Source organism: Mycobacterium sp. 1245852.3 (assembly GCF_001669335.1).
GTDB lineage: Bacteria > Actinomycetota > Actinomycetes > Mycobacteriales > Mycobacteriaceae > Mycobacterium > Mycobacterium europaeum_A.
The window spans coordinates 1-4,094 of the sequence record NZ_LZLL01000425.1 but is presented as its reverse complement, the minus strand read 5'-3'; the positions used below and the strand labels follow the sequence as shown (position 1 = coordinate 4,094).

Annotated in this window: 3 protein-coding genes and 1 pseudogene; 2 read left to right on the top strand and 2 right to left on the bottom strand. The window is 68.6% G+C overall.

The genetic code is table 11. The annotated features are described in order from the left end of the window. A pseudogene (locus A9W96_RS18870) lies at window positions 1-539 on the bottom strand (two-component sensor histidine kinase); the annotation flags it as partial. Window positions 540-672: 133 nt separating this feature from the next. Here A9W96_RS18870 and A9W96_RS18865 point away from each other — a divergent pair. Both A9W96_RS18865 and A9W96_RS18860 read left to right on the top strand, forming a co-directional pair. Continuing rightward, window positions 673-1,053 carry a hypothetical protein gene (locus A9W96_RS18865; protein ID WP_066861933.1) on the top strand — a complete coding sequence of 127 codons (381 nt, stop codon included), beginning with the start codon at window positions 673-675 and terminating at the stop codon, window positions 1,051-1,053. Between the two features lie 4 nt (window positions 1,054-1,057). After that, on the top strand, window positions 1,058-3,901 hold the full coding sequence (locus A9W96_RS18860) for an RND family transporter (RefSeq protein WP_369830851.1): 2,844 nt from the start codon (window positions 1,058-1,060) through the stop codon (window positions 3,899-3,901). Here A9W96_RS18860 and A9W96_RS18855 read toward each other — a convergent pair. Then, window positions 3,882-4,094: hypothetical protein (locus A9W96_RS18855; protein WP_156765315.1), on the bottom strand; the 213-nt coding region annotated here is incomplete at its 5' end. The genes A9W96_RS18860 and A9W96_RS18855 overlap by 20 nt on opposite strands.

Sequence of the window (4,094 nt, the reverse complement as noted above, 5' to 3'; positions counted from 1 at the left end):
TCCTGCGCCGCAATCTGTTCGGCCAGCAGCAACCGCTGGGTGCGCATCAGGTAACCGAGGAGCCACCCCACCGCGATGAAGCCGAGGTATAACACCACCGCGTCGAGGCGGTGCAGTGCGGAGTCGGCGAGCAGCAGCGCCGCCGCCGACGCAGCAGCCAACAGGCCGACTAGCACCGACGCCAGCGTCGCGACGACCAGGACCATCAGGACCAACAACGCCGGGCCGAAATCGGCGTGAATCGGCGCCGACGTACCGAACAAAGTCAGCGCGGAGGAAGCCGACCAGGTGGCCCACAACGGCCCCGGGGTCATCTTCATGTTGAAGATCAAGAACGCGAACGACGGCGACAACGCCAGGGCGAACGCGGTCAGCGCCACGGGCAGGTCGGAGACGGGCCGCTGCAGCGTCCCGATCACGCCGCCGAGCACCAAGGCGACATCGACGGAGATCAACGCCGCCCAGGTGATACCGACGGGAATCAGCTCGCTTCGTCGGCGAAGCAATTCCCGCAGGTGATCCGCTGCGGCGTGCAACATCGTCCAATCCTAGAAGAGCCCCGTGCGTCGTCACATCCTGCTGCGGGCGGCACCCGCCTCCGCCCGTGGTAGGAGGTAAAGACTGCACTTCGGCACGACGCGCGGTGGGTGGCCGAGTTCCTAACGTCGAGTCATGACATGGACACTGCTGCACGACCGCATGGCCTTCATGGCCCAGGTGATCAAAGCCGCCGAGACGGACCCCGAGGCGGCACTTGCGTTGATCGACAAATCATCCGAGGTGTCCGAGCTGTTCGGCGACGAGGAGGGCTTGCTGCTCTCACTCGGCCAGCGTTGGATCACCATGCTGGTGGCCAAGCTGGATCAGGCGGCCCACGAGGGCGCGTCGGCCGAGCAGGTGCTCGCCGATCTCGAAGCCGCCGAGCCCGGACTGCACGCGCTGGTCGAGATCGGCACCCGCCGGTCGCTGCGGGTGCGCTCCCTCACCCGCGGCGAGCATGTGGCCGTGGGCCTGTTCGGCGGACCCACCAGCGATCGGCAGACCGTTGCATGACCGAATGGGAAGCCTTGCGCGCCTGACGTCGCGCTACGCGGTCGTCATCATCGGCCTCTGGATCCTGGCGGCCGCCGCGGCCAATCTCGCGGTTCCGCAACTGGAGCGCGTCGTCGACACCCATGCCCGGTCCTTCATGCCGCCCGGCGCACCCAGCGCCGAGGCGGCCGCCCGAGCCGCCCAGTTGTTCAACCAGACACCCAGCAACAACTTCGTTTACGTTGTGCTGGAACGCAATCAGCGTCTGACGCAACAGGATCGCCAGTTCTACGACGCCTTGACGGCCTCGCTGGGTTCGGACCAGCGCCACGTGTATGCGGTGACCGACCTGTGGTCGCAGCCCGCCACGGCCGCCGGCGCACAGAGTTCGGACGGCAAGGCGGTCAGCGTCATGGTGCGGCTCGCCGGAATGCTCGGCACCGCGCAGGCGCGCGATTCGGTGGACGCCGTGCGCGGCACCATCCACAACCTCGCGCCGCCGTCGGGCCTGGAAGTCCATGTCACCGGACCCGGCGCCACCATCGTCGACGAGTTCTCCGCGATCGACCGCCAGATGCTCGGCATCACCGCGGCCACCATCGGTCTCATCCTGCTGTTATTGCTGGTGGTCTACCGATCGCCGGTCGCGGCGGCTATCCCGCTGATCTCGGTGGGACTCGCCCTGGCTTTGGCGCGCGCCGTCGTCGCCGCCCTCGGCCAGTCCAATGTGGTTGAGGTGTCGCTGTTTTCGGTGGCGCTCATGGCCGCGATGACCCTTGGTGCCGGTACCGATTACGCGATCTTCCTGGTCGGCCGCTATCACGAAGGTCGCCGCAACGGCGTCGCCCCTGCCCAGGCCTTGACGCAGGCCTACCGTTCCATCGCGCCCGTGGTGATCGGATCGGCGCTGACGGTATCGGTCGCGCTGGCGTGCCTGGTGTTCGCGAAAGTCGGTTCGTTCCGCAGCGCCGGGCTGCCCTGCTCCATCGGCATTCTGGCGACCATGGTCGCGGCGCTGACGTTGACGCCCGCGCTGATGAGCCTGGCGATACGTCGCGGGTATCTCGAACCGCGACCGTCCACCACCGCGCGGCGGTGGCGCCGGGTCGGGACGTCCGTGGCGCGCTGGCCCGGCCCGATCCTGGTCGCCGCGCTGGGGTTGTGCCTGCTCGTCGCGCTGCCGTTGGCCGGCATGCGGGTCGGCTTCAACGAGCCCGCCGCGACGCCGTCGTCCACCGACTCCAACCGCGGCTATGCCAGCGCCGGAAGGCATTTCGCGGCGAACTCGCTGTTGCCCGACGTCGTCGCCATCCAGGCCGATCACGACCTGCGCAACCCCGCCGGCCTGATCGCCATCGAGCGAATCACGCGTCACATCATGGCCGTGCCGGGCGTGCGTGCCGTGCAGTCCGCCAGCCGCCCGGACGGCAAGGTTCCCGAACAGGCGACGCTGAGCTATCAGGCCGGTGTGCTCGGCCGCCAGTTCGGGGACACGATGGAGACGCTGACGCAGCGCCTCCGGCGCGTCTCCGAACTGGACGGTGCGCTGGCGCAGACGCAGCGGGCCGTCGACGGGTTGGGCAACGGATTACGCGGCGGCAGTGCAGGATTGGCGGACATGTCCGGCGCCGCCGAAGACATGCGGGCCGGCATGGACGGCCTGCAACGCAACGTCACGACGGTGTCGGGCTACCTCGACCCGTTGCGAGACTTCGTCGGGCGTACCCCCGACTGCGCGGCCAACCCGATCTGCTCGACGGTGGACCGGGTGCTTCAGCCCGTCGACAGCCTGGTGCAGACATCCACGCGGCTGGGTTCCGGCGCCGCGAAGCTGACCAGCGGCTCGACCACCGCCGCCACCGCGATGGCCACCCTGCCCCAGAGCGTGGCCTCGATGAAAGACGCGTTGGGACAGGCCCGTTCGGCCACGCGCGATTTGCTGACGCTGTCCGACACGCTCGGGCCGCAGATGCATCAGCTGACCGACTACCTGAACGAGATCGCGACGCAATTCCAGGGCAGCGCCGCGGGGGACTTCTACATGCCGCAGCGCGCGTTGACCGACGCCCGGTACACCACCGCGCTGCGCCACCTCATCTCGGAAAACGGTCGCGCCGCATACCTGTTGGTCTATGGCGACGGTTCCGAATGGGGGGCCGATGGCGCCAAGCGGGCCGATCAGGTGCGCGCCGCCATCAAGGAGGCCACCAAGGAGGGGACACTGACTCCGACCGAGGTCGACCTGGCGGGCGTGGGCCCGGTGACGGCCGATCTGCAGCGCTTCGTCGCCAGCGACGCGACGCTGCTGGCGGGCGCCGCGCTGGTGCTCATCTTCTTGATCGTCACGGTCATGCTGCGCAGCCCGGTGGCGGGCGTGGTCGTCGTCGGGACGGTCGTCACCTCCTACGCCTCAGCCGTCGGCGCCAGCGTGCTGATCTGGCAGCACCTGCTGCATCAGGACCTGCACTGGGCCGTGGCGCCTTTCGCGTTCATCGCGCTGATCGCCGTCGGCGCCGACTACAACCTGTTGCTCGCGCTGCGCATCAAACAGGAAGCGGCGGCGGGCCTCAAGACCGGCATCATCCGGGCCTTCGGCGGCACCGGCGGAGTGGTCACCGTCGCCGGCATCGTGTTCGGGTTGACCATGTTGGCGTTGTTGACGAGCAGCGTGCTCAGCGTCGCCCAGATCGGCACGACCGTCGCGGTCGGGCTGTTGCTGGACACTCTGCTGGTGCGGGCCTTCATCGTGCCGTCCATCGTCGCCCTGCTGGGCCGGTGGTTCTGGTGGCCGAGCCCGCTCCCCCGCCGCGCCGCGGCGCCGAGCGTGAAAACGCCGGAGCGACAACGGGTTACTGCTGCGGCGGTATGACCGAGGACGGCAGCCCGACCAGCACGCCTTCGACGTCGCCGTCGACGCTCACCAGCAGGCCGCGCCCCGGCGGCAGGTTCTGGGCACGGACGTTCCGGTTGATCCGGTTCTGCGGGTCGTTGTCCATATAGAGCTGAGCGACTTTCGCCGAGTTCTGGAAACGCATCCACGGATCCATTTGCAGCGTCGCCCA

Bases quoted from the DNA above. Each gene is read 5' to 3' on its own strand.
- A9W96_RS18865 (WP_066861933.1), top strand. From the start codon at position 673: ATGACATGGACACTGCTGCACGACCGCATGGCCTTCATGGCCCAGGTG.
- A9W96_RS18860 (WP_369830851.1), top strand. From the start codon at position 1,058: ATGGGAAGCCTTGCGCGCCTGACGTCGCGCTACGCGGTCGTCATCATC.